The organism is Nodosilinea sp. FACHB-131 (assembly GCF_014695395.1).
GTDB lineage: Bacteria > Cyanobacteriota > Cyanobacteriia > Phormidesmidales > Phormidesmidaceae > Nodosilinea.
On the sequence record NZ_JACJOF010000038.1, the window covers coordinates 295,003 to 317,051 of the forward strand.

Annotated in this window: 24 protein-coding genes; 12 read left to right on the plus strand and 12 right to left on the minus strand. The window is 55.3% G+C overall.

All coding sequences use genetic code 11. The features are described 5' to 3' along the window. Positions 1–50 precede the first annotated feature (50 nt). The 3 genes from H6F75_RS25770 (at position 51) to H6F75_RS28930 (ending at position 2,489) form a co-directional block, all read left to right on the plus strand. Positions 51–1,214, plus strand: a complete 1,164-nt coding sequence (locus H6F75_RS25770) for a sensor histidine kinase (RefSeq protein ID WP_190755883.1) — start codon at positions 51–53, stop codon at positions 1,212–1,214. Further along, positions 1,211–1,849: a response regulator transcription factor gene (locus tag H6F75_RS25775; protein ID WP_190755969.1), complete on the plus strand. Its 639-nt coding sequence runs from the start codon at positions 1,211–1,213 to the stop codon at positions 1,847–1,849. The genes H6F75_RS25770 and H6F75_RS25775 overlap by 4 nt, the downstream gene beginning before the upstream one ends. A 439-nt stretch (positions 1,850–2,288) precedes the next feature. Continuing rightward, positions 2,289–2,489: a GNAT family N-acetyltransferase gene (locus tag H6F75_RS28930; RefSeq protein ID WP_199304129.1), complete on the plus strand. Its 201-nt coding sequence runs from the start codon at positions 2,289–2,291 to the stop codon at positions 2,487–2,489. Positions 2,490–2,952: 463 nt separating this feature from the next. On the opposite strand, the gene hpxO is transcribed toward H6F75_RS28930, so the two are convergent. Continuing rightward, entirely contained in the window at positions 2,953–4,113 is a 1,161-nt protein-coding gene (gene hpxO, locus H6F75_RS25785) for an FAD-dependent urate hydroxylase HpxO (protein ID WP_190755885.1), read from the minus strand. A 325-nt stretch (positions 4,114–4,438) separates the two neighbouring features. Between hpxO and H6F75_RS25790 the strand changes: the two genes are divergently transcribed. Then, positions 4,439–4,648, plus strand: coding sequence for a hypothetical protein (locus H6F75_RS25790; protein WP_190755887.1), 210 nt, complete (start codon positions 4,439–4,441; stop codon positions 4,646–4,648). Here the strand turns inward: H6F75_RS25790 and H6F75_RS25795 are convergent. Next, positions 4,645–6,597 carry a tetratricopeptide repeat protein gene (locus tag H6F75_RS25795; protein ID WP_190755890.1) on the minus strand — a complete coding sequence of 651 codons (1,953 nt, stop codon included), beginning with the start codon at positions 6,595–6,597 and terminating at the stop codon, positions 4,645–4,647. The two genes, H6F75_RS25790 and H6F75_RS25795, sit on opposite strands and share 4 nt — an antisense overlap. 276 nt (positions 6,598–6,873) lie before the next feature. Here H6F75_RS25795 and H6F75_RS25800 point away from each other — a divergent pair, with 276 nt between their 5' ends. Next, positions 6,874–7,284 carry a DCC1-like thiol-disulfide oxidoreductase family protein gene (locus H6F75_RS25800; protein ID WP_190755892.1) on the plus strand — a complete coding sequence of 137 codons (411 nt, stop codon included), beginning with the start codon at positions 6,874–6,876 and terminating at the stop codon, positions 7,282–7,284. 90 nt (positions 7,285–7,374) lie between these two features. After that, complete coding sequence (locus H6F75_RS25805; protein ID WP_190755894.1) at positions 7,375–7,785, plus strand: hypothetical protein; 411 nt, start codon at positions 7,375–7,377, stop codon at positions 7,783–7,785. 103 nt (positions 7,786–7,888) lie between these two features. On the opposite strand, the gene H6F75_RS25810 is transcribed toward H6F75_RS25805, so the two are convergent. Beyond that, the gene (locus tag H6F75_RS25810) at positions 7,889–10,180 is read right to left on the minus strand and encodes a GAF domain-containing protein (protein ID WP_242020355.1); all 2,292 of its coding nucleotides are present in this window, start codon (positions 10,178–10,180) and stop codon (positions 7,889–7,891) included. Between the two features lie 293 nt (positions 10,181–10,473). Between H6F75_RS25810 and ffh the strand changes: the two genes are divergently transcribed. Then, the gene (ffh, locus tag H6F75_RS25815; protein WP_190755896.1) at positions 10,474–11,949 is read left to right on the plus strand and encodes a signal recognition particle protein; all 1,476 of its coding nucleotides are present in this window, start codon (positions 10,474–10,476) and stop codon (positions 11,947–11,949) included. A gap of 14 nt (positions 11,950–11,963) precedes the next feature. Here ffh and H6F75_RS25820 read toward each other — a convergent pair whose 3' ends face one another. The 5 genes from H6F75_RS25820 to H6F75_RS25840 all read right to left on the minus strand — a co-directional run bounded on the left by H6F75_RS25820 (position 11,964) and on the right by H6F75_RS25840 (position 15,404). After that, positions 11,964–12,653: an SDR family oxidoreductase gene (locus tag H6F75_RS25820; RefSeq protein ID WP_190755898.1), complete on the minus strand. Its 690-nt coding sequence runs from the start codon at positions 12,651–12,653 to the stop codon at positions 11,964–11,966. A gap of 14 nt (positions 12,654–12,667) precedes the next feature. Next, on the minus strand, positions 12,668–13,318 hold the full coding sequence (locus tag H6F75_RS25825) for an SDR family NAD(P)-dependent oxidoreductase (RefSeq protein ID WP_190755900.1): 651 nt from the start codon (positions 13,316–13,318) through the stop codon (positions 12,668–12,670). Positions 13,319–13,345: 27 nt separating this feature from the next. Continuing rightward, positions 13,346–13,897, minus strand: coding sequence for an antibiotic biosynthesis monooxygenase (locus H6F75_RS25830; protein WP_190755902.1), 552 nt, complete (start codon positions 13,895–13,897; stop codon positions 13,346–13,348). Beyond that, positions 13,894–14,793 carry an SMP-30/gluconolactonase/LRE family protein gene (locus H6F75_RS25835; protein WP_190755904.1) on the minus strand — a complete coding sequence of 300 codons (900 nt, stop codon included), beginning with the start codon at positions 14,791–14,793 and terminating at the stop codon, positions 13,894–13,896. Before H6F75_RS25835 ends, H6F75_RS25830 begins: the two co-directional genes overlap by 4 nt. A gap of 164 nt (positions 14,794–14,957) precedes the next feature. After that, the gene (locus tag H6F75_RS25840) at positions 14,958–15,404 is read right to left on the minus strand and encodes an ester cyclase (RefSeq protein WP_190755906.1); all 447 of its coding nucleotides are present in this window, start codon (positions 15,402–15,404) and stop codon (positions 14,958–14,960) included. A gap of 89 nt (positions 15,405–15,493) precedes the next feature. On the opposite strand from H6F75_RS25840, the gene H6F75_RS25845 reads away from it, so the two are divergent. From H6F75_RS25845 to yidD, 4 genes are all read left to right on the plus strand, one after another. Beyond that, on the plus strand, positions 15,494–16,411 hold the full coding sequence (locus H6F75_RS25845; RefSeq protein ID WP_190755908.1) for a LysR family transcriptional regulator: 918 nt from the start codon (positions 15,494–15,496) through the stop codon (positions 16,409–16,411). Between the two features lie 2 nt (positions 16,412–16,413). Then, positions 16,414–17,463, plus strand: a complete 1,050-nt coding sequence (locus H6F75_RS25850) for a serine hydrolase domain-containing protein (protein WP_190755910.1) — start codon at positions 16,414–16,416, stop codon at positions 17,461–17,463. 139 nt (positions 17,464–17,602) lie between these two features. After that, entirely contained in the window at positions 17,603–17,914 is a 312-nt protein-coding gene (locus H6F75_RS25855) for a hypothetical protein (protein ID WP_190755911.1), read from the plus strand. Between the two features lie 91 nt (positions 17,915–18,005). Continuing rightward, positions 18,006–18,251 carry a membrane protein insertion efficiency factor YidD gene (gene yidD / locus H6F75_RS25860; RefSeq protein ID WP_190755913.1) on the plus strand — a complete coding sequence of 82 codons (246 nt, stop codon included), beginning with the start codon at positions 18,006–18,008 and terminating at the stop codon, positions 18,249–18,251. 39 nt (positions 18,252–18,290) lie between these two features. Here yidD and H6F75_RS25865 read toward each other — a convergent pair whose 3' ends face one another. After that, positions 18,291–18,959 (minus strand): MOSC domain-containing protein, encoded by a 669-nt coding sequence (locus tag H6F75_RS25865; RefSeq protein WP_190755915.1) that lies wholly within the window; start codon positions 18,957–18,959, stop codon positions 18,291–18,293. 101 nt (positions 18,960–19,060) lie between these two features. Beyond that, positions 19,061–20,608: a bifunctional phosphoribosylaminoimidazolecarboxamide formyltransferase/IMP cyclohydrolase gene (gene purH, locus H6F75_RS25870; protein ID WP_190755917.1), complete on the minus strand. Its 1,548-nt coding sequence runs from the start codon at positions 20,606–20,608 to the stop codon at positions 19,061–19,063. A 188-nt stretch (positions 20,609–20,796) separates the two neighbouring features. On the opposite strand from purH, the gene H6F75_RS25875 reads away from it, so the two are divergent. Next, the gene (locus H6F75_RS25875) at positions 20,797–21,372 is read left to right on the plus strand and encodes a GNAT family N-acetyltransferase (protein ID WP_190755919.1); all 576 of its coding nucleotides are present in this window, start codon (positions 20,797–20,799) and stop codon (positions 21,370–21,372) included. Positions 21,373–21,439: 67 nt separating this feature from the next. On the opposite strand, the gene H6F75_RS25880 is transcribed toward H6F75_RS25875, so the two are convergent. Both H6F75_RS25880 and H6F75_RS25885 read right to left on the minus strand, forming a co-directional pair. Further along, positions 21,440–21,799 (minus strand): hypothetical protein, encoded by a 360-nt coding sequence (locus H6F75_RS25880; protein WP_190755921.1) that lies wholly within the window; start codon positions 21,797–21,799, stop codon positions 21,440–21,442. A 119-nt stretch (positions 21,800–21,918) separates the two neighbouring features. Beyond that, a complete protein-coding gene (locus H6F75_RS25885) occupies positions 21,919–22,032 on the minus strand; it encodes a type II toxin-antitoxin system HicB family antitoxin (protein WP_190755923.1) in 114 nt (37 codons plus the stop codon). Positions 22,033–22,049: the final 17 nt, after the last annotated feature.

Sequence of the window (22,049 nt, forward strand, 5' to 3'; positions counted from 1 at the left end):
GTTAGGGTAACGGTGCGCCTTCGTCGTAGGACTTCAGCACCTTAATCACCATGAGCTTTGATCTTGATTTATCCCCAACAATCTATCGCCTACTGCGTTATGTAGAGTGGACATTAGTAGCGATCATTGCGTTTAACAGTGCGGTCAATGGTGAAGCCAATGCTTGGCTGGGTATGCTTTTCCTTATCGCTTTTGCTCTATTGAGTTTAGTTCTGCCAATTCATCGCCCTCTTTGGCAGCGAAGAGGATACGTTACTCTAGGCCTTTCTCTCGTTATCATCGCTTACTCACTTGGCATTGATTTCAATATATTTCTCTATCTCTATATTGCCAAAAGCTGCTTTCTGCTCGATCGGAGAAGCATTATTGTAATAGTAGTTGTGACAGCAATTATTAGTACGCCGATTTATGTAGAAGCACTGCCAAAAATACTTCAGGAATTCTCGTGCCCTTTAGCGAATAATCCTAGCGAAATCCAAAAATTTACGGTTAATTATTTAGGAAATTACTTGACAGGTAATACGTTTGCAATCTTGTTTAGTTCAATGGTGATTGCAGAGCAGAAAAGCCGAAAACGAGCAGAAGCACTAGCTCAGCAAGTGGAAAGTTTGGGGATTGCACTTGAACGTACTCGTATTGCTCGTGACATTCATGATTCATTAGGGCATACTTTGACGAATCTGCAAGTTCAGTTGGCAGTAGCTCAAGAGTTTCGTCAGCACAATCTAGCTCAATCATTTCGAGCGGTCGATCTGGCAAAAGGTTTAGCGGATCAATGTATTGAGGATGTCAGTCAATCACTCTCTGCTATGCGGCAACCCAATTTCAACTTGAATCAAGCCCTCAACTCGTTAATTGAACAGGTCAGGCAAAATCAGGCTTGGCAGATTGAGTGGCAAATGAATCTACCGGATCTTCCCCTATCGGTGAGCTATAACCTTTACTGCATTGTTAAAGAAGGACTCATTAATATCCAAAAACACGCTCAGGCATCGAGGATTTGCATTAGGGGAGAGCGAACCCCTGAAGAAATTATTTTAGAGATCGATGATAATGGTCGGGGGTTTGACCTTCAGAAATCCAGAATAGGTTTTGGCTTAAAGGGCATTGATGAACGAGTACAATCACTCAATGGGCGATTTGAAATTCACAGTCAACTTAATCAAGGTACGCAAATTCGGATCGTCGTTCCTTGTCTGTCACAATTAAGATGATTCGAGTTTTACTGGTGGACGATCAAGACATTTTTCGCCAAGGGTTAGCAGCGTTGCTCTCGGTGAGGAAGGATATTAGTGTCGTAGGGGAAGGCTGCAATGGACAAGAGGCGATCACCCTTGCGGCAGAATTACAGCCTAATGTTGTTTTAATGGATGTGCGGATGCCCATCTGCGATGGTGTAATCGCAACTCACGAGATTCACCAGCAATATCCGTGGATTCAGATTGTCGTACTGACTACTTTTGACGATGATGAATATATTTGGCGATCGCTGCAATCAGGCGCGATCGGTTATTTGCTTAAACGGACTCCCGCAGATCAGGTTGTTTCCACAATTCGCTCAGCATATTTGGGGTACAGTCAATTGAGTCCAACGATTGCTTCTAAAGTTTTTAATCAATTGAGTTCAAGGCAGTCTCTTCCCGAAGTGGTCGAGCATTCTCAATTAAGTAAGCGCGAACTAGAGGTACTAAAGTTGATTGGTCAAGGTAAAAATAATCAGGAAATTGCTCAGATTCTGCATTTGAGTGATGGAACAGTCAGAAATTATGTGACTCGAATTTTGAGCCAGCTCAATTTGCGAGATCGTATCCAAGCGGTACTTTGGGCACAGCAGCATCTAACCAATTGAAGATGAGGGAGGCGATCGCACCATACATTACATTGGTGTAGACGGCTCAGAGGCTATTGGCGAGAGTTTGAAGTTATCACTGCCGCACAATTTCACCGTTATGCCGGAACGACCTAGTTGGGCCGTAACCGAAATCCTATCCGTTGGTGTTCAGGGTCAAATCACCCAACTCTGTCAGTGAGGCAATGCTTTGGAGGTGTCACCTTAGCAGTTCTTCTAAATTGGCAATTGTTGAACGATATAATTTTGCACAGTATTAGATGTCGATGCTGAAGCCGTTAGTATGAGATTAGCCAGAGGAGGGTAGGAGTGTGGACTTTGAAAACCGGAATGTTGAAGCAACAGGCATCCGCATTTCTGTCACAGACAACGGGGCTGAGATTGGTCGAGCATACATCTACATAATGCATAACGACTTGCACGATCAGCCATTTGTCTGATGGAGGATGTATATGTTGATGAAGCCTATCGAGGTCAAGGTGTGGGTTCAGAACTCGTTAACCAAGTAATTGTGTTAGCTAAAAGAGCAAATTGCTACAAGCTCATTGCAACGAACCGCACTTCTAAATCCAAAGTTCATGAACTGTATCAGCGACTAGGATTTACTCAACATGGAGTTGAGTTTCGTATTAACTTGTGAGAACCTGCGGCATAACAATTTCGCTGGAGCGGGCTGTTGAATGCCTCTGGTGTGTACGTTAGGTTATTTACAGCCGCTCAGCCAAACCGTTAGCTTCGGTAGCTCTTAATTTGACCTTTGACCTAAGTGCGAAAAGTTTTTACCAGTTCTAAATAATCCACCGTTTCGACCTGTTGTAGAAAACTAGCGATTTTAGTGATGGGTAAGTTGAGAAAAACCTGGATAGAGGAAGCCATTATACAACCCTGGTTTTGAAGCTATTGAATCGATAGTGTAGTGCCGTTGTACACCCACACTTCTAAAACTCCCAAGTCAGCATAGAGCGTTAGTCAACCACGAAACACGCTAGTGACATCAATCTCAACTACTAAATCAGAGGGCGGATCAGTCACCAGCGACAGGCGCTTTTTACCGTGCACCTAGCTATCTAGGTTTGTTCAAGCCGCTCTCAGAATCGTTCTACCTAGCCCATGGGGCCAGCTAAAATCACCTTAGCTAGGGCGTCAATGACGGCCTCGGGCGGTTCTTGCTTGAGGTCGCTGTACCACTGCTCGGTGGCCTCGGGCACGTAGCCATAGATGAGGCTGGTGCGCTTGCGGGCCTTGAGCACTAGCTCGGCGGTGCGGTCTTTGCGGGCTGCCTCATAGCGTTTGAGGGCATCGGCCACGCCAATATTGGTGGTGTGCAGGTAGCGGGTCAGTACCTCGGCATCTTCGATCGCCTGACAGCCACCTTGGCCTAGGGTGGGGGTAGTGGCGTGGGCTGAGTCACCCAGCAGGGCAATGCGACCTTTCACCAGGTGCTCCAGAGGGTCGATGTCGCCAATCTCTAGGCGATTGGTCTGCTCTGGGTCAAGGGCTTGAATGAGCTTTTGCACCGGCTTGGGCCAGCCCTGAAAGATTTTGGCCAATTCATCCTGGCGGTAGGCGGGCTCAACCTGGGTGCCCTCAGCCATCGGTGCGCCAAAGAAAAAGTAAAAGCGATCGCCTCCAACCGGCATCATCGAGGCGCGCTTGCTATCGCCCACGTAGAGCACCCACAGATTTGGGTCACACAGTTCAGGCTCAGCCTTGACCAGGCCATTCCAGTTGACGTAGCGGGCGTAGCGGCGATCGATCTGCCCCACCACATGGGCGCGCACTGCGGAATGAATGCCGTCGGCTCCCACCACTAGGTCACCGCTGATTCGTTCCCCATTTTCAAAGATGACGGTGACGCTGTGTTCGTCTTGCTCAACACCGGTACAGAGCATGCCCAGGTGCACATCCTCGCGGCCAAAGGCTTCGAGCAGCATGGTTTGCAGATCGGTGCGGGCGACGGGGTAGGGGCGCTGGCCCACCTGCTCAAATAGGGGGCGCAGATCGATGTAACTGAGGGATTCATCGGTGTGGCTGCGATACTCCATGGCGTTCATCTCACCGCCAATGGCGGCCAGCTTTTCCCCTAAACCCAGGCGGTTGAGCACCTTGACCCCGTTCGACCAGAGCGAAATACCGGCGCCAGCAGGACGCAGCTCCTGGGCGCGATCGTAAATTTCGACCTGGTACCCTGCCTGCCGCATGGCAATGCCCGTGGTTAATCCGCCGATTCCGGCTCCGATAATCACCACCTTCAGGTTGTACATGGGTCGCTCCTAACTGCTGTGATGGGTGGGGCATGTCTGTGAAGGGGCGTGTTGCCAAAGCGGTTGCACGCTGGCTCAGAGCCTAAGATCTCATGAGCAATAGCTTCACTATAAAAAACAAATTGTATACAGTGCACAGCTATGGGCGTCTAGGTTAGCAGTGGCGCTTAGCACCGTCAACCGTAAAAATCGGCTGGGCAGTATTTAACTCAATCTTTAAGAACCTGCCAAATTGTTCACCAATTTGTTACTGCTGCTACATCTGAAATAGCTGGATTTTTTTTGGCCACACAGAAAAGGTAACTGTCCAGATTGGAATACCATCATGTGGCATCGTTTCTCTGTAGTGTTGGCTGCTGTTTTAGTTGGTGGCGTGGGTGGTCTGAGCTATGTGGCGCTGTCTCCGCAGACGGCTGCTGCCCCGTTATCTCCTGGCAGCGAGGGCGTTGAGGTTAATGCGGATACGGTTGTTAGTAGTTACGTTCAGGGCAAAAAACGGTCGGGCAGCGGGCGGCGACAGATGCGCGGCAGCTAGGGTTCTTCTCCCTGAATAGCTCGGAGCTTTTCTAGCTGATATTTGGCGTCGTCAAAGCAGCCCAGGCGGCTGACATCGAGACAGGCGCTAGCCACGGTTTCTAAATCGGCGATCGCGCTCTCAATATCCCCCAGCTCCGCATGGAGCAACCCTCGGTCGTAATGGGCAAAGGGATGATTGGGATTGAGCTGAATCGTTTGATTGAAGTCGGCCATGGCCCCGGCGTAGTCGCCCAGATCTTGGCGCGTCAAACCGCGATTGTAGTAGGGCTCCGGGCTGCCCGCATTGATCTGAATTGCGATCGTAAAGTCTTGAATCGCTCCCTGAAAATCGTTGAGTCGGCGCTTGACTAGCCCTCGATTTTCGTAGGCCAGGCTGTTGTTGGGGCGCAGGTTGACGGCCTCGGTGCAGTCGTTGAGGGCGGCGGCGTGGTCTGCCAAGTTCGAGCGGGATAGGCACCGATTCAAGTAGGCATCGGCCTTGCTTTCTGGGTCCTTGGCCAGGTTGATGGCGGCGGTGTAGTCTTGCAGGGCTCCGGCTTCGTCCCCCAGCTCGGCCCGGGCGTTGCCCCGGTTGATATGGGCGTCAACGTAGGTGGTTTCGCGCTCTAGGGCATCGCCATAGTCGGCGATCGCCCCCTGCAAATCGCCCAGGCGAAAGCGCAAGTTGCCTCGCTGAAAGTACCAGGTGGCCGTATTGGGGTCGTTCTGAATGGCGTTGGTTAGGTCTTGCAGGGCCTCCTCCGATTGCCCGTTCTCCCACAGCAGCGTAGAGCGCTGGGCCAGGGCCTCGCCGTGGTCAGGTTTTAGATCGATAGCCTGGTTGAGGTAGTTGAGCGAGTCATTCTTTTGCCCCACCTGCTTAGCGGCTTCGGCCTGCTGGAGTAGGCTATTGACCGTCATGCGTTGGGGAATGCGCAGCAAAAATACCCCCGCCACCGTCAGTAGAGTTAGCGCGACCCCTGCACCCAACCAAACCTTAGCGCGACGGTTGAGACGGGCGGCACGGGGGGCCGTGGAAGGCGTGGATGACAACTGTTCTGGCTCCATATCACCGTTCTCCGGGGGCGGGGGACTGGCGGGCTGGGCTGAAGCCGCCGGGGTAGGGGGGCCAACTCGCTCAGCCAGGGCCAGCAAAATGTCTTTGGCCTGGTGATACTGCGCCTCGGGCTGGGGCGACACCATTTTGATCAAAATGTCTTTGAGAGGGTTGCCCAGGGTTGAGCATTCGTCGAGTTGGAGCTTGATCTGAGCCAAAAAATCGTCCTGGTTCAGGCGAGGAATCGCCTCGTTAGACAAGCCCGTGGCCATCTGCATGGCAATCATGCCCAAGGCAAAGTGGTCGGTGGCAAAGCGGGTGTACTGGCGGTGCTTGACTTGGGGTAGGTAGGCCGACTCGGCGGTGAGAGTTGCGGAGTTGCCGTTAGTCTCTAAGCTCGGCTCCGGAGTGCCCGTATCTTGAATCAGACCGAAATCTACCAGCACCAGGTGGCCGCGATCGCGGTGCCGAATCAGATTGTTGGGGTGCAGGTTTTGGTGGGCAATGCCGTGGCGCTGAATCAGGTCTAAAATGCCCAGGCTCTCAACTAAAAAGCGCAGTACCTCGGCCTCCTGTCTGGGTTTGCCCTCAGCCAGTTCAGCCATCAGGGAATGGCCAGCAACATAGTTGCGCACCCAGTAAAAGTCTTGTCCTTCCTGCACTGTAGAGAGGTTTTTGGCGATCGCCTCTTGGTCGCCCATGCGCTTGAGCAGGTTAACCCGCTTGGCCAGCAAATCGTTGAGAAATTTTAGGGTAATGGTGTTGTGGGAGGGCAGCTGCAAATGCTTAACAATGCACTTTGCCTTTGCCGGGTCGCCATGATCGGTCATCAGGTAGGTCTTTGTGTAGGCCTTAGTACTGACAACTCGAATGAACTGAAACCGTCCATCGATCAGTCTTTTCACAACCATTAGTTTTCGCTGAGGTAAATGCACCGGCTAGGGCGTTGCCCGCAACCCTAGGCCGTGGGTCATGCGTTAGCGTGCTGCCCGATCCCATCGGTGCTCTGAAGTGGATACCTCAGAGAGCTTAAACCCCTACTTAGGGTCAGCGGCTATCCCAAAAAGACAAGGCAAATGTAGCGTCGATTTCAGGAAGAAAGCAATGCGGGCTAATCTACCCCACAGCTGAAACTCAATCAGCGGATGGCTAAGATGATAAGGCGACCCATCAGCAGCAATACTACTATGTACTGTGTAATTTATGACGGTAACTGTAACCTCTGCGTCAGTCTAGTGCAGCTCTTGGAGTCGCTCGATCGGGGCACCCAGTTTCAGTACGTGCCCATGCAGGACGAGGCCACCCTAGCGCGCTATGGCATCAGCTCCCAAGACTGCGAGGCCGGCATGATCGTGGTTGACATGCAGGCCCCCGAGCGTCGCTGGCAGGGCAGTGACGCCGCCGAAGAAATTGGCCGTCTGCTGCCCCTGGGCAACCCCTTTGTCCAAGCCTATCGAGCACTGCCTGGAGCTAAGGCGGTGGGCGACTCAATCTACGCCTTGGTGCGCGATCGCCGCTACGAGCTGTTTGGTAAGCGCCAGGCGCGCTACGACTCGGCTTACCCCCTCTGCGACGGAGATGGGTGTATTCACAGATGAGGGGTTTGACCCCCTCTAGCTACCTTGGAGACATCAAGGCAGCGGCTCACGCAGAATTGGGCAGGCTGCTTCGTCGTTGTTGACCCAAGGATGACCGTCATGAGCCTGCGATCGCAACTTGCCCTAGCTACCCTCAGCATTTTGGCCACCGCTGCCCTGGCCGCCACCGCCGCAGACGCCCGGCCTGGCCAAGGCCGAGGGCAGCGGCCTCAACCCAGCGCACCCGTGGTGCAAGAAGTAGCGCCCCAGGTCGAATCCCCTAGCGCTGCGGCGGCAACCCCTGAGGTCACCCTCGAAACCACCGAGTCTGTTCTCGTCGAATCGCTTGAAGTTGAGACTTCTGAACCTGAGTCTGCTGTAGTCAGCACCACAGCAGAGGAGCAGACGTTACCTCCCGGTCTGCAACGTCAGGTTGCTAGCGATCGCGGCCTGCCTCCCGGCCTTCAGCGCCAGGCTGCCAGCGATCGTGGTCTACCTCCCGGTTTGCAACGCAGCCGATAAACCAAGCTGGCTTTTAGGGACCGGGTGCCTGTTGAGTTGTCCAACGCGTGAATGGACGACCCCAGGGCACCCGGTTCTTTTTAGGGCCCATCTGCGGCCACCCCTACTCCGGGTTCACCCGTACCCGAGCGAACTTGAGGCCGCTGACTCCCTGGAGCGGTTCTACCATGCCCTGCTCGATGTCGCCCGCCACGATGCCCTCGCGATGCAGGTAGCGCAGGTAGCGCTCATACTCCTGCCACTCTTCGCTAGTCGAATAGACCACCGTCAGCATGCCGGGCTGGGTAATGCGATCGCCCTTTTCCGCATCACGGGCCTTATCGATGCGCTTTTTGACGATTTCGTAGCGGGTGTCGCGGGTGCCCCGCACATCGAACAGGCGCTCGGTCGATTCGTCGTGGACGATATCTACCGTGTAGCCCTGCACCAGCACCAGGTGAGTGATGGTCATGTCGGTGTCGTAGGCGGCCTTAAGCGAAAACCCCTTGCGAGCGCAGTCGCACACCGCCCGCAGCTGCTCGTAGCGCAGCGACTTGAGCTGAAACTCGGTGAAGTTGGGGTCAATGGCCTGCCCAGCATAGATCATGTGGTCAATGCCGTCGGTGGCCTCCAGATCGCAGTAGTGGGGGGTAATCGCCTGCATCGACTGCTGCCACTGGGTCCAGGTATCGCGCAGCAGCCCGTTGATGTGGCCAATGGTGTCGTCATAGAGGGCGCGGGCGGCATAGACGCAGCCGTGGTTGGCATCAATGGCGGCTTTGTACTGGGCGATCGCGGCTGCGGCCTCAGGGCTGTGTTGGGCAAAGTAGGTGAAATGGACCTCCACTTCCCCTTGCAGATAGCGCAGCAGCGTCACCTCCGAATCAACCGTTACCCCTCGCTCCAGTGCGGTAATGTGGTCGGCTAGATCGAGGGCCAGCTGCCCCACCAGGGCATTGTTCACGGCCCGGCCCGCCGATTCCACCACAGCCAGGGCGAGGCGAAACTGGGTCAGCAGATCTTTTTGAATCGTCCGGTTGCGCTCGTCTGACGAGCCGCGAATGTCAGAGATACCGTAGAGCGGATAGACGTTCTCAAAGACAATCTGAGCGGGGGGCAGCCCCAGGCTGAGGCGCTCAGCCTCTTGCTCAAACCGCCACCGCACCGAGGGGTGAATGTTGGTAAAGCGATCTTGCACACTGTGGCGCATAGCCGCTGTCAGCGCTGGAATCAGCGTCGTGGCGCGGCTGCAATCGTCCTGGTCAAAGGCGTAGGGCCTGGGGCTGGTGAGGCCCACGAGGCCTACCATTTGGGCCTGGCTGTCGCCCAGCCGAGCGGCGCGCATCACTAACGGGATCAGCAGCAGCGATCGCACCCCCTGATTCAGCATCGCGGCCTCGCCGGGAGTAGTGCAGTCGAGGCTAAGGTCAGGCACATTGACCACCTCACGGCGATCGGTGGCTCGCAAAAAGACCGATCCCTGCAAGTCTTCGATGGCATAGTTGGCCGTTTGCCACTCGGGCTGGTTGAGCTGGGTAAAGAGTTGGGCCTGGCTATTCTCGGCACTCAGCAAAAAGCTGTCGGTAGCGCTAAACAGCTGCTTCATCAGCTCGTTCGCCTGCTCGAAGCGGCGGGTTCCCAGCACTGACTCGTGACCTACCAGGAGTTCAATCAGCGCCTTGGAGGTTTCCCGCTCAGTGACGTCAATGCCCTCGATTAAGATCTGGCCGCTAGCACTGTAGTGGCCAGGCTTGAGGGCCGCAATCAGCTGTCTAAAGGCGGGTTCTTGGCTAAGCAGCTGGGTGGTCACCTGCTCGCGGCTGGGGGCCACAGGCCAACAGTCTGCCAGGCTGGCCTGGAGTTCGGGGGCGATCGCCGTGATCTGCAAGCCCGCCGTTGCCGTGCGCAGCCGCAGCTCAATCTGGCGCATCTCGCCGGTTTCAGAGTCGGCCAGCGAGACTACCAGCGGCTCGTGGAGCAGCCGCTGCGAGACCAAGCCGTCTGTCCCGTAGGCATAGCGCAGCACCGCATTTAAGAAATGCCGGCGAAACCGCTCCCGCAGCCCCGTTTGGTCCGCCGCTGAGAGTTGATCAAAAAAGCTGAGGTCGAGGTGCCCCCCCTCAGAACGAATGCCCGTCAGTCGGCAAAAGCATCGGCTGGCAAACAGCACCGGATGGGCTTGGGTGGGGTTGCTGATCGCTGTAGCCACATCCACCACCGCCATCACCAAGTGGCTGTAGTTCTGAATCAGCTCTAGCCAGGGCAAGGTCGGTTGAGCCATTATTTGATCAGGGGTCTCACCCTCCTGGCTACATCCATTGCGATCGCCCAGACTATACGAAATATCTATCAGCAGTCCCCCCTCAGGGGCAACTATTCGATCAGTATCGATGCAGCGAGACGATTCATTTGCCATAGTTGCTCTTGACGTACCCTTCAAAAGTCTTACAAAGCAACCCAGGGGAATTCCGTACCAGCCCTGACATCTTTGCGGAATCCTAGGAGTTTTTGGAGATCGGATAAACCCTACCCCTGTGGCGCAACATCAACTTAGTATTTGCGTCAGCTCACCTGGAGTGAGTTTGTTGTTTATGTCTATGGTACCCAATCGCGGCGCGTCATCCCCAGCCGGGCTAGCTGCCCTCCTGGTTAGGGCCTTCACCCCTTAGAATAGAATTTCCGCCCCAGGATTATTCTCTTCGTTAAACCATGTTTGAAGCCCTGTCTGATCGCCTTGAGTCTGCCTGGAAAAGCCTGCGTGGCCAGGACAAAATCAGCGAGTCTAACATCGACAGCGCCCTGCGCGAGGTGCGTCGCGCCTTGCTAGAGGCCGATGTCAACCTTCAGGTGATCAAAGACTTCATCGCCCAGGTCAAAGAAAACGCTTTGGGCATTGAGGTGGTCAAAGGGGTGAGCCCCGACCAGCAGTTTATCAAAGTGGTGAACGACGAACTCATTCGGCTGATGGGCGACACCAACGCCCCGCTGGCCGATGTGTCGAGTAAGCCCACCGTGGTGCTGATGGCGGGCCTTCAGGGTACGGGTAAAACCACCGCCACCGCCAAGCTGGCCCTGCACCTGCGCAAAGAAAACCGCAGCACCCTGCTGGTCGCCACCGACGTCTACCGCCCCGCGGCGATCGATCAGCTGGTCACCTTGGGTAAGCAGATCGATGTGCCCGTGTTTGAGCTGGGCACCGATGCCAACCCGGTGGATATCGCTCGCCAGGGTATTGAGAAAGCCAAGGCCGACGGAATTGACACCGTTATTGTCGACACGGCTGGCCGTTTGCAGATCGACCCCAAGATGATGGCCGAACTGGCTGACATCAAAACGGCTATTCAGCCCGACGAAGTGCTGCTAGTAGTCGATGCCATGACCGGCCAGGAAGCCGCTAACCTCACCCGCACCTTCCACGACCAGATTGGCATTACCGGGGCTATCCTCACCAAAATGGACGGTGATGCTCGTGGTGGTGCGGCCCTGTCGGTGCGGCAGATTTCGGGCCAGCCCATCAAGTTCATCGGCGTGGGTGAAAAGGTAGAGGCGCTGCAACCCTTCTACCCCGATCGCATGGCCTCCCGCATTTTGGGCATGGGCGACGTGCTCACCCTGGTTGAAAGAGCTCAGGAAGCCGTCGATATTGCCGACGCTGAAAAGCTGACGCAGAAAATTCTCGAAGCCGAGTTTGACTTCGATGACTTCCTCAAGCAGATGCGCTTTATGAAGAGCATGGGCTCGCTGGGCGGCATCATGAAGTTGATCCCCGGCATGGGTAAGCAAATTACCGGAGACATGCTGGAACAGGGCGAGGCTCAGCTCAAGCGCTGCGAAGCCATGATCAACTCCATGACCACCCAGGAGCGCAAGCAGCCCAACCTGCTCTCTAGCTCCCCCAGCCGCCGCCGCCGCATCGCCAAAGGCTCGGGCCATCAAGAAAAAGACGTGGGTAAGCTGGTCAGCGACTTCACCAAAATGCGCACCATGATGCAGCAGATGGGTCGGGGCGGCGGCTTCCCTGGTATGGGTGGTGGCATGCCCGGTATGGGCGGCGGCTTTCCGGGCATGGGCGGCGGTATGCCCGGACTTCCCGGCATGGGCGGCGGGCCGCAGCCCGGTTTTCGCCCCCCCAGCAACAAAAAGCAGAAAAGCCAGAAGAAAAAGAAGGGCTTTGGTCAGCTTTAGGCTGGTTTAGACGCTTACGATCGCTGCCACAGATTCAAATCCGGCACATCCACGCTAGGCGGCAGGCTCAGCAGCCAGTCGATGGCGGCAGTGATGACCGCCATGGGAATGGGTGTCTGCGGGCCGAACCGGCCTTCCTCAATGTCGAGCAGAACTTCCTCGGTGGCTATGTTGCCAGGGTTGATGACGGTGAAGCCGATATTTTGGCTACCCAATGCCAGCCGTAGGGCCTGCACTGCGCCCCGAAGGCCAAACTTAGAGGCGGTATTAGCCACTTCGACGGAAGGGCAGTTGTCTAGGCCAGAGAGGGCACCGATGTAAATGGCTCTGGGGTTAGCGGCCTGGGAGAGGTTAGCGGCGAGCGATCGCGTAATCTCTATCGGGGCGATCGTGTTGACGCTGATCACAAAGCGAGTTTCGGCGTCGGAACTGGCCAAAAAATCGTAGGCGTCGGTGAACGCCCCTGCCTCCCACACGCCGCCCATAAATAGCAGAGCATCAATGGGGGTGTCGCCGAGGGCAGCGGCGATCGCCCCTATCCCCTCTGGCCCAGAAATGTCGGCCTGTATCCAGCGGCCAGCGATGGCAGGACTTCTGGAGACTGACCACACCCGATAACCCCGCTGGTCAAAATGCTGGGTGACCGCTGCCCCAATGCCTCGGCTAGCGCCGACAACGACAATCGTTTTTAGATCGTGACTCATGTTGCCCCCGCGCCTCAGTAGAGGGTTTCGTAGTCTCCATTTTCGGCGATGTGGAGCTTCCAGTATTCTTCAGCGATCAGGTCGCTGCTGTACTTGGGATCATCGCCGTTGACCGTGCCGCAGATGGTGACGGTACCCACTTTAATCGGCGAATCCTTCAGGGCGGCGTGGAGCGTACTGGCCAGCACCCGAATGCCCGCTTTGCCCAGGGAAAGAGAGACAAAGTTGGGGTCGGGGTAGAGGGCGAACCCGCCGCCAGTAAAGAGCAGCGTGCCTTTTTGCTCAGTCTGCATAGCGGGAAGGACGGCCTGAACGCAGGCGATCGCCCCTGCTACATTGGCCCTAAAGTCGTTGACCAAGGTGTCGTAGCTGGTCTGCAATACGCTTTCCATCCGGGGCACAGCGGCATTGTAGATCAGCACCTCCGGCGTGCCCAACTGCGTTTGAATCGCTGCAAACGCCGCTGTTAGCGCGGCCTCATCCCCTGCATCGGCTAAGAAATAGTGGGCAGTAATGCCCTCAGTTTGTAGGGTAGTTTGATAGCCTTTCAGCTTGTCTTCGTTGCGGGCGACCATGGCGATCGCAAATCCTTCGCTGGCAAATCTGCGAGCGATCGCCATGCCGTTGCCTTCACCCATACCGACAATGACGCAAAACTCTGCCATAACTTTTCTCCTAGTTTGGGTAGGTAACTAAAGCTGAGGATAGAGCCAACCAGCCAGTAGCTTGGTCAGTCTGGGCATGACCACATAGGTCATTAGAGCCGTTGTGATGAACACTAAAATTAGCAGCTGCACCAGCGGCGGAAACGGTGCCAACCAGGCTGTAGGCAACAACGCCAGCCCTCGGTTGATGACAAAAATGGCCACTCCAGAAACCACGACCATTTTGTAACGAGCTGGAGGCTTTATGCCCGGTTTTGCAGGTAGCGTAAACCAGGTTTCTAGCCCAGTGACAATTGAGAATGTTCCGTTGTTAGTGGTGATTTCTCTGGCTTCACTCAAAAACCTTTGGCGAGCGGAAGAGTTTTCCCAGCGCTTCAGATTTTCTAGGTGGTCGAACTTGAAGATAATGCGATATTCTGACGGGTTTTGTTCATTGGGTCGAAAGACCGAGGAGCCTAGATAGCCCTCAAAGGTGCTGGCGGTACCAATGATTTTCTCCAGCAAAGTCTCAAACTCGCGGTCTTTGCCGGGTCTGATGCTCTGCACTACATCCACCGTCACGGGAGGGTCACTAATCATGGTGTAACTTCCAATGGGGGTGCGCCGGTAACGCCCACCTCAAGGCGCACGATCTGGGCTGGCTCAATACCCCCCGGTGGCGGCAAAAACATGCCCCCATTGTTGACAACGTACAAGTCTGTGCCGTGAAAGGCTACGGCCGTACAGCCAGTGACACCCTGCTCAGACTGGGCAATAATCGTCGTTCGACCGTTGGGAGCGATGCGCAGCACGCTGTTGTAGACATGGGTTGCCCCGTAGAGGTTGCCGTGGGCATCAAAGGCGAAGTCATCAATGTTAGTGCTCGATACAAAGATCTCGGGCGCTTGGGGTGCCAAATTGTGGTCTAGGGGAATGCGCAGCAGCAGCTTTTGCTGAGTATTTGACACGTATAGAACATTCCCAAATCGCTTTAGCCCGTTGGCGGCTGGGAAGGGATCATTGTTGTCGCTACGGGCCAGCAAAGGGTGCTCTAGCCAAAGTTTAGCGGCCTTGGTTGCCAGTTCAAAGACCCAGATCGCTCCTCTATAAGAGTCGGCCATGAGGTATAAGTCGGGTGCAATTGCTGTAATGCCATTGAGAAAAGCGCTCTCTGGAACAGTTTGCAACGACTGAACTGTTCCCTGCGTTAGCGTTGCAATAAACGGCACGCCCTCCGCATTCCACCCGTTGACCAGAAGGCTGTCTGACCCAACGACGACAATGCCCGTGACTTTGCCATCCAACTTGGCATATTGAGTGAGGTTGCGATTGGTGTCGAGCTTAAAGATTTCGCCGGCTTCGTGGCTGGTGACAAAGATGTCGCCATTAGGGGCGATCGCGAGATTTTCTAAAAATGTATTGACAGGAAAAGTCGCTAGAGATTGAGCTGGAACTAGCTCAACAGGTGTATTGGCATAGAGATCTGGAAGGGGCATAGCTACAGCGCAGAATAGAACACAGTTTGGGCGTCTCACATATTGCTGAGTTGATGTTGGCGCACAATCAACAAATAGTCATGTATCCTACCCAACAAAACAGAGCAGTTCTTGGTTTAGGCGATCGCGTCTTCGTGAGAGATGCCGTAGCATGATCTAAACAGTTAAGTCAGAATCAAAGGTGCTAACGCTGGAGCCATCAGCATTTCAAACTCTAAATTTGTAGCGCTGACAATGTTTTCCACGATTTTGCCGTTGAGAATGCGCATAACGTGGGTCTCGTGAAAGGTAATGATGCGATCGCTTTTAGGAATTCCGAAATAGTCTTTTACATGCTGCTGAAAGGACTTGAATCGCACCACAACGCGATCGCCTGCCGCAAAACTATCTTCGATAACCAAGGGTTCCACATCGGGAAAGGCAGCGTAGAAGTCAGAAAATACCTGAGTGTATTCTGCAATGCCATTGATGGGGCCGCTAGGCTTCAGGCCAGTAGTTATCTGCACGTTTTCGTCGAGCAATTCTGCCGCAATGCTCATATTGCCTCTTCCCAAAAAATGGGTGACAAAGCGATGGGCAATTGCCAGGTTCTGGGCTTCTACCTCAGTCATGGTTTATTTTCCTTAACGCCTTGAACCCACGATAGAGGCAGGACTAAAATAAATCAAATTGATAATAAAGATACAATTCATCAACGAGAATGATTAACTTGGGAGCTATTGATCTCAATCTGCTGGTGGCGTTTGAGGCGCTGTATGCTTCGAAAAGCGTCACGGTGGCGGCTCAGAGTCTGCATGTCGGGCAGCCCGCCATGAGCGCAAGCTTGGGCCGGTTACGATCGCTCTTTGGTGACGATCTGTTTGTGCGGGTAGGGCGAGAGATGCGACCTACTGCAAAGGCGAATGCGATCGCCCCCCAAGTTACCGCTGCTTTAGATACCATTCGAGTGACCCTGGCAGATCCGCAAGCCTTCACTCCGCTCAGTTCGCAACGGGTGTTTACCCTAGCCACGTCTGACTATTTTGCCAGCTTAATTTTGCCAAAAATGCTGAGCGCTTTTAAGCAACAAGCGCCATATATCGATCTGCGCTTAACTACTGTCGAAAAAGAGTCATTTGTAGAGTTAATTGAAGGAGAGATTGTCGATTTGGCACTGGGGACGTTTGCAAATTTGCCCAGCCATATTCTTGACGAAAACCTCCTGATAGAGCGGTTTCTAGGAGTATGTCGATTAAATCATCCTGCCCTTGAGAATGGCAAAGTTAGCCTAGAGCAATTTGTTGCGTTTCCCCACGCACTCTTTACGCTGCGGCGGGATGCTAGCGGCATTATTGACCAACTTTTAGCCGAGCAAGGGCTACAGCGACGCGTTGCGCTGACGGTGCCCTACTGGTTCGCACTACCAACGGCGATCGCCGCCTCTGATCTCATCGCCGCCATTCCCTCCTGCCTGGAGCAGCACTTTCTCCAGTACTATCCCCTACAGGTCTTTGAGCTTCCCCTTGAGGTGCCCCACTGGGCAATCTCAATGGCCTGGAGCAAACTCAGCAATCGCGACTCTGCCAATCTTTGGCTGCGGCAAACTATTCAAGCGGTCTGTCAAGCTATCGAGATTTAACTATGAATCAAGGCATTCAATCAGTGCTTAGAGGGGCGGTTGAGCTAACACTGGCCCAGGCTCAGATGCCCGGAGCGGCGATCGCCATCTGTATAGAAGGCAAGCCCTCGTTCACTATGGGCATGGGGCATCAAGACCTGAGCCAGACGATACCGCTCTCCATCGACGCCAGCTTCTATATCTACAGCGTGACTAAATCGCTCATTGCGGCGGCGGTTCTACACCAAGTCAGCGAAGGATGCCTTGGTCTAGACGCACCTATTCAAGATTATTGGTCAGATTTTCCAGTCGCAACGCCCATTACCCTGCGTCAGATTCTCAGCCATAGCAGCGGCTTACCCGATTACGGCGGTCTGCCGGCTTACAACGAAGCTGTAAAAGCAACCCCCAGTGCTCCCTGGTCGCCCGAGTCTTTTCTTGAGGTGGCCTCTAGTCGAGGATTGCTGTTTGACCCTGGCCAGAGCTGGTCCTATTCCAACATTGGCTATTTAGCGCTCAAGCTGCTGCTAGAGAAGGTCACCGGGCAACCTATGCAGGACCATTTAGACAAGCTATTCTTGGCACCCTTGGGCTTGAAGCAGACCTTTGTCGCCGCTTCGCTAGACGATATTACGGGCCTGACGCCAGGCTATACGTCGATATTTAGTGACGAGCTTGAGGATATGTCGCAGCGCTACCATCCCGGTTGGGTTTCCCATGGAGTAGTGGTGTCTACGGCGGCAGAGCTGGCCACGATGATGCATGCTCTAATCACAGGTCATATTCTCGACCCAACGCTGGTAGAGCAGATGGCTCAGCCGGTTCACAGCTTGGGGCCGCACCCACCCCTACAAAACGTGGGCTGTGGGCTAGGACTGTTTGTGGATACCGCATCGCCCTACGGTCGGGTCGCGGGGCACAACGGTGGTGGGCCAGGCTATTCGATCGCAGCCTTCCACTTTTCGGCTCTGGCGGGTTGCCCCACCACCATCGCCGCTGCGACCAATCGGGAGGGCGATAACGTGGGTGTAGATGTGGCCTATGCCCTGGCCCGCGTGCTAGCTGAGGCCTGACCCATTGCTACAAATCGTGCGCCGATGGGAATTCGTTTGCCTAAGTGGGCAAGCTAACGCTGTGAACTCTAGGTCAGCCCTCGGATAGCTTATGAGCATCAAACGCGCCCCCCGCCGAAGTTTTCCTAAGATCAGCACGATGCCGCGCCCGGCCACTGAGGCCGCCCAGTATCTCGATATGTATAAGCTCACCGTCGAGAAGACGCGGCTTGAGCAGGAGCTGGAATATATCGACGGTCGCCGTCAGCAGCTGTGCGATCGCCTCGCTGAAATTGAGCAAGCAACCGCAGGGCTTGACACCAAAGCCGCTACACTGCGCCAGCCCACCCAGTCTTCCGCTGCCCACAAGCCCCAAGGGTTAAACTTTGCCCCCAGTACCAACGTGTATTTGCCCCAGCGCAACAGCCGCCAGGCTCCCGAAGACTACAACACGCTGATGTTGGATTATTAGAGGGTGTAGGGTTCAAGGTTTTTGGTCTAGGGTTCCTGGTTTTGCCCTGTACCCTACACCGTGAACCATATACCCCCTCTAAAATGAGCTTATGAAGCAAGTTCTGCTGCTCCTCATTCACGGCTATCGACGGCTGCTGTCGCCGCTGTTTCCGCCCACCTGTCGGTTTAACCCGACCTGCTCTCAGTACGCGCTGACGGCGATCGAGCGGTTTGGCCCGGCGAAAGGAAGCTGGCTGGCGGCGCGACGGATTACGCGCTGTCACCCCTTTCATCCCGGCGGCTACGACCCGGTGCCTGAAGGGCCCGCCGCTGAATCGGATACCGCTCAAAAGTAGACGAGCAGGTTTGAGTTGGCCCAATGACGCGACTGGGGTTTAGTCCTCATGTGCCACAGAATCAGAAGGCGTTGAGCCCCGCTCTAGCCACTGCTGAAAGATTGCTTTGAACCGTTCTGCAATCGGGGCGTTGAGTCCTTTGCGGAGCAGATCAGGGTGGCGATCCTTGTCGTGCCACAGGTCAGATAGTTCTGTCAGGGTCGGAAAGCTGGGGGAAGCATACTCCATGGTGACTGGATCGTTCACCTGTAGATCGCCAGTTGATAACACGCGGGTGTAGGCTCCCGGTCGCCGGGCCTGGATAAACTGCTGGACGAAAGTGGCGTCACTCATCCGGGCTGCGAGGGTGGAGCATGGGATGCGCGGGAAGGTGACTTCAAGCAAGACGGCGTTGATCGCGATGCGATCGCCAGCCCGGAGTGGTTGAGGCCCAAAGCTTGAGAGTGTGAGGTTTTCACCAAAGGTACCAAAGGGAATCGGGCACTGTAGCTCAGCCTCCCACCAAGCGTAGTCTTCAGCGCTGTAGAGATAAACGGCCTGGTCTACGCCCCCGTGGTGAGCGGTATCGGCTATCGTATCTCCCACCAGCCCTTGGGCACTGACGTGAACTTGCCCTGCGATCGGTGTCTTAAAAATGCCTGTCGTAGCGACCCGTTGCCCAATGGTTATGGTTTCGGGTCGACCGCTGTTGATAGATAGAATCTGCATCGGTACTACGCTACTGATGGCTGGGCAGGAATAAGGTCTAGGGTAACTCTATTCTTCTGAGCAGGGTGCATCCGCGCAGCGATGCACCACTGGACAATTTTCTAATGCAGGAAATGCCGCACGCCGGTCATCGCCATGATCAGGCCCAGCTCGTTGGCCGCTTTGATCGAGTCCTCATCGCGACGGCTACCGCCGGGCTGCACCACAGCGCGAATGCCCGCAGCGGCAGCAGTGCGTACCGAGTCGTCAAAGGGAAAGAATCCATCGCTGGCTAAGACAGCCCCCTGGGCTTTTGCGCCCGCTTGGGCCAGGGCAATGCTGACCGAGCCGACGCGGTTCATCTGCCCAGCCCCAATGCCGAGGGTTTGCTGCTGGTGAGTGACCACGATCGCATTAGATTTCACGTGCTTCACCACCCGCCAGGCAAACAGCATTTCGGCCAGCTCAGCCTCGGTGGGTTTGGCCTCGGTGACAATTTGCCAGGTAGCAGGGTCGTCGCGATAGGTGTCGGGAGCTTGTAGCAAGAATCCACCCGCGATCGCATTCACCACCTGGGTTGGCCCGGTCAGCAGATCTTCCAGCACCAGCACTCGCAGGTTTTGCTTTTTGGCGAGAATGTCTTGGGCGGCGCGATCACATCCCGGAGCCACAATGCACTCCAAAAACGTGCCCGTGAGCTGCTCGGCGGTGTCGGCATCAATGGGGCGATTGAGCACCACAATGCCGCCAAAGGCCGAGACATCGTCGGCATCGTAGGCGCGGCGGTAGGCGCTAGCTAGCGTATCGCCCATCCCCACACCGCAAGGATTGGTGTGCTTGAGCACGGCAGCGGCGGGGCGATCGCTGGGGAACTCTGCAATAATCCGCCGCGCTGCCTCCAGATCCACCAAATTGTTGTAGCTCAGCTCTTTGCCCTGGAGCTGGTCAGCCCCAGCCCAGCCAGTGGGCACAGAGCCGGTGCGGTACCAAGCCGCCGTCTGGTGAGGGTTCTCACCGTAGCGCAGGGTGGCCTGCTGGCGACCGATCATCGCCCACTGCTGGGGCAGCGCACTTTCCTCGCTGGTGGCAGCGGTGAGGTAGGTGGCGATCGCCTGGTCGTAGCTGGCCGTATGCCAAAATGCTGCCCGTGCGCAGGCTTGGCGAAACTCTAAAGGGACTTGTCCTTCGCTAGCTCGCAGCGCCTCCAGATAAGGCCCATACTGCTCGGCACTGCACAACACGGTCAGATGGGCGTGGTTCTTGGCTGCGGCCCGCAGCATGGCTGGCCCACCGATGTCGATGTTCTCGATCGCATCGGCCATGGTCACGCCTTCTTTTGCGATCGTCTGCTCAAAGGGATAGAGATTCACCACCACCAAATCCAGCGGGCGAATGCCGTTGTCGGCCAAATCCTTCTGGTCTTCGGCCAAGTCTTGCCGCGCCAAGATGCCGCCGTGGATTTTGGGGTGCAGCGTCTTCACCCGTCCGCCAAGAATTTCGGGCGAGCCGGTGTAGTCAGAGACTTTAGTGACGGGGAGTCCTGCCGCTGCGATCGCTTTTGCCGTACCGCCGCTGCTGACTAGGTCAAAGCCAAACTCTTCTACCAAAGTTTTGGCTAATTCCACCAGCCCGGTTTTATCCGATACGCTCAACAGTGCCAGGCGCGCCATAGCTCTCCATCCTCGATTTTGCAGACCCCTACTATACCGAAAAAGCCTGCCCGCCCCATCTTCCTCACCTCCCCCACTTCCCCGTCTCCCTCACCCCCTCCTATGGCACCATAGCAATGCTCCTCTCACCGCAGGATGGCACTCCATTGCTTAGCTCAAACCTCGGTGGGCCACTACTATGGGCATCAATGATCACTCAAGAGCCCACGCTCAACACCCCACGGCTGCGGCTGCGGCTTGGCAAACCCAGCGACATTACCGAGATTTTGCGCTACTACCACGACAACAGCGACTATCTACAACCCTTTGAGCCCCAGCGGCCAGACGACTTTTACACCCCAGACTTTTGGCGAAATGTGCTGAATGCCCGCCGCAACGATTTCTACTCTGGTCAGGCGGTGAAGCTGTTTATCTTTTCTCGCGATGAGCCGAGCCAAGTGATGGGCACCATCAACCTCAACACCATCATTCGCGGCGCGTTTCAAGGGGCCACTCTGGGTTATGGCCTCTCTGCCGAGCACCAGGGCCAGGGCTATATGACCGAGGCCGGCAAAGCAATCATTGCTTACGCCTTTGACGACCTCAATCTGCACCGGGTGATGGCCAACTACATGCCCCATAATCACCGCAGCGCCAGCGTGCTCAAACGGCTAGGCTTTCAAATTGAAGGCATTGCTCGCGACTACCTGTTCATCGATGGCCAGTGGCAAGACCACGTGATGACTAGCTTGGTCAACCCCAACTGGCAGATGCCGGAGCCGTAGGCCGATGACGCCTACAAAAAAACGCTCCAGCGGTATCTGGAGCGTTCGACCATCAGGAGGAATATAGTTAGGCAGCCTGGCGCTTGGGGCGTTTGCGCTCAGACTTTTTCTTCAGGCCGATCGCCTGGGCTTCGTTGCTGTCGGAGCCAAACTGGCCGCGCACGCATTCTTTCATGGCCAGCACGGCGTTGTGAAACTCCCACTCGGCGACGCGGGCGGCATCGGTGGCGGCTTTGGCGATCGCGAGCTTTTCGGTTTCGGTTTGCTGCATGGCGCGCATTTTGGCGTGGGCCAGCTGCAATGCGTCGGGGGTGGCTGCGGCGCGAACGGTGCTGTAGGTGGGAATGGTGCCAAGACCGTGCAGGGCGTCAATATCTTTGTTGAGAATGGCGGGCCGCAAGCGGCGGCTAGTGTCAGTAATGGGCATAATGCACTCCTGTTTCAGAGTTGGGAATAGTGGAAAGCTGGGCGAATGCGGCGCGTTGTTTGCGACACGGGCTTACCAGTAAGATTCCCACTGTGCAGTACGACTTATCACAGAGAAGCTCAATTGAGTTCTTCGATGCACATCTCGATGACTTCTCGAATGTTGGCCATTAGTTCTTCGATGGTTTCGCCTCTATAGCAAGCCTTGAGTTGAGGCACTTTGCCGATGTACATGTCGCATATACGTCGGT

What these genes read in the sequence shown, in the direction of transcription:
- H6F75_RS25770 (WP_190755883.1), top strand. Translation starts at nt 51, where the DNA reads ATGAGCTTTGATCTTGATTTATCCCCAACAATCTATCGCCTACTGCGT.
- H6F75_RS25775 (WP_190755969.1), top strand. Translation starts at nt 1,211, where the DNA reads ATGATTCGAGTTTTACTGGTGGACGATCAAGACATTTTTCGCCAAGGG.
- H6F75_RS28930 (WP_199304129.1), top strand. Translation starts at nt 2,289, where the DNA reads ATGGAGGATGTATATGTTGATGAAGCCTATCGAGGTCAAGGTGTGGGT.
- hpxO (WP_190755885.1), bottom strand. Translation starts at nt 4,113, where the DNA reads ATGTACAACCTGAAGGTGGTGATTATCGGAGCCGGAATCGGCGGATTA.
- H6F75_RS25790 (WP_190755887.1), top strand. Translation starts at nt 4,439, where the DNA reads ATGTGGCATCGTTTCTCTGTAGTGTTGGCTGCTGTTTTAGTTGGTGGC.
- H6F75_RS25795 (WP_190755890.1), bottom strand. Translation starts at nt 6,597, where the DNA reads ATGGTTGTGAAAAGACTGATCGATGGACGGTTTCAGTTCATTCGAGTT.
- H6F75_RS25800 (WP_190755892.1), top strand. Translation starts at nt 6,874, where the DNA reads ATGTACTGTGTAATTTATGACGGTAACTGTAACCTCTGCGTCAGTCTA.
- H6F75_RS25805 (WP_190755894.1), top strand. Translation starts at nt 7,375, where the DNA reads ATGACCGTCATGAGCCTGCGATCGCAACTTGCCCTAGCTACCCTCAGC.
- H6F75_RS25810 (WP_242020355.1), bottom strand. Translation starts at nt 10,180, where the DNA reads ATGGCAAATGAATCGTCTCGCTGCATCGATACTGATCGAATAGTTGCC.
- ffh (WP_190755896.1), top strand. Translation starts at nt 10,474, where the DNA reads ATGTTTGAAGCCCTGTCTGATCGCCTTGAGTCTGCCTGGAAAAGCCTG.
- H6F75_RS25820 (WP_190755898.1), bottom strand. Translation starts at nt 12,653, where the DNA reads ATGAGTCACGATCTAAAAACGATTGTCGTTGTCGGCGCTAGCCGAGGC.
- H6F75_RS25825 (WP_190755900.1), bottom strand. Translation starts at nt 13,318, where the DNA reads ATGGCAGAGTTTTGCGTCATTGTCGGTATGGGTGAAGGCAACGGCATG.
- H6F75_RS25830 (WP_190755902.1), bottom strand. Translation starts at nt 13,897, where the DNA reads ATGATTAGTGACCCTCCCGTGACGGTGGATGTAGTGCAGAGCATCAGA.
- H6F75_RS25835 (WP_190755904.1), bottom strand. Translation starts at nt 14,793, where the DNA reads ATGCCCCTTCCAGATCTCTATGCCAATACACCTGTTGAGCTAGTTCCA.
- H6F75_RS25840 (WP_190755906.1), bottom strand. Translation starts at nt 15,404, where the DNA reads ATGACTGAGGTAGAAGCCCAGAACCTGGCAATTGCCCATCGCTTTGTC.
- H6F75_RS25845 (WP_190755908.1), top strand. Translation starts at nt 15,494, where the DNA reads ATGATTAACTTGGGAGCTATTGATCTCAATCTGCTGGTGGCGTTTGAG.
- H6F75_RS25850 (WP_190755910.1), top strand. Translation starts at nt 16,414, where the DNA reads ATGAATCAAGGCATTCAATCAGTGCTTAGAGGGGCGGTTGAGCTAACA.
- H6F75_RS25855 (WP_190755911.1), top strand. Translation starts at nt 17,603, where the DNA reads ATGCCGCGCCCGGCCACTGAGGCCGCCCAGTATCTCGATATGTATAAG.
- yidD (WP_190755913.1), top strand. Translation starts at nt 18,006, where the DNA reads ATGAAGCAAGTTCTGCTGCTCCTCATTCACGGCTATCGACGGCTGCTG.
- H6F75_RS25865 (WP_190755915.1), bottom strand. Translation starts at nt 18,959, where the DNA reads ATGCAGATTCTATCTATCAACAGCGGTCGACCCGAAACCATAACCATT.
- purH (WP_190755917.1), bottom strand. Translation starts at nt 20,608, where the DNA reads ATGGCGCGCCTGGCACTGTTGAGCGTATCGGATAAAACCGGGCTGGTG.
- H6F75_RS25875 (WP_190755919.1), top strand. Translation starts at nt 20,797, where the DNA reads ATGATCACTCAAGAGCCCACGCTCAACACCCCACGGCTGCGGCTGCGG.
- H6F75_RS25880 (WP_190755921.1), bottom strand. Translation starts at nt 21,799, where the DNA reads ATGCCCATTACTGACACTAGCCGCCGCTTGCGGCCCGCCATTCTCAAC.
- H6F75_RS25885 (WP_190755923.1), bottom strand. Translation starts at nt 22,032, where the DNA reads ATGTACATCGGCAAAGTGCCTCAACTCAAGGCTTGCTATAGAGGCGAA.